The 991-nt window shown below is 66.9% G+C and carries 1 protein-coding gene; it reads left to right on the top strand.

Annotation, left to right across the window (positions count from 1 at the left end):
* Positions 1-991 (top strand): ricin-type beta-trefoil lectin domain protein (locus ACRWNP_RS37140; RefSeq protein WP_431969425.1); only part of this gene is annotated, 991 nt, incomplete at both ends.

Genomic DNA, 991 nt, shown 5'->3' on the forward strand with positions numbered 1-991 from the left:
TAGCCCCTACGGCGAGGTACTGCGCACCGTCACCGGTGAGATGCCGAACCGGGTGTGGACCACCAACCTGTTCAACGAGAACACAGGCCAGCTCGACCGCACGGTCACCGACCGGGAGACCGCGAGCCCGCACCGGGTCAACGACCGCTACTACACCTACGACACCGCTGGGAACGTCACCCAGCTCAAGGATGTCGACGGTGCCGGTGCCACGGACCGGCAGTGCTTCACATACGACGCGCTCGCCCAGCTGACGCAGGCCTGGACGGCACCGAACGAGGGCTGCATCACCCCCGGCAAGAGCACGCCCGCACCCGTCTACACCGACGCCTCCGGCAACGTCACCGCCACCAACGTCACCGCCACCAACGACGGGTACTGGCAGACCTACACCTACGACGAGGTCGGCAACCGCAAACAACTGGTCGAGCACCAGCCGTCCGTCACCGTCGCGGGCGGGAAGGTCGACACCTCCGGTGACACCACCACCGACTACACCTACGGCAAGAGCGGCGGCGGGCAGCCCCACACCCTCACCGGCATCACCACCCACACCGCCACCGTCGACACCCTCGCCAACCTGACCTACGACGACGCCGGCAACACCATCACACGCACCTACGGCGGCGACACCCAAGCACTGGACTGGACCTGGGACGGCCACGTCAAGACCGCCTCCGGCTTCGGCAAGGCCGGCAAGGGCCAGCTCATCGGCCTCAACCACAAATGCCTGGACCTGCAAAGCGCGAACACCACAGACGGCACCCCGCTGCAGATCTACACCTGCAACGCCACCAAAGCCCAGAACTTCCACCTCGACACCACCACCGGCGCACTGACCATCCTCGGCAAATGCGCCATGCCCACCGCAGGCGGCACCACCGACGGCACCCCGGTGACCCTGGCCGGGTGCACAGGCAACGCCGACCAGAAGTGGACCGTCACCAACGGCACCCTGAAGCACGGCTCCGGCAAATGCCTGGATGTCCCC

Origin of the sequence: Actinacidiphila sp. bgisy160, from assembly GCF_965342435.1 — a bacterium.
Taxonomy (GTDB): domain Bacteria; phylum Actinomycetota; class Actinomycetes; order Streptomycetales; family Streptomycetaceae; genus Actinacidiphila.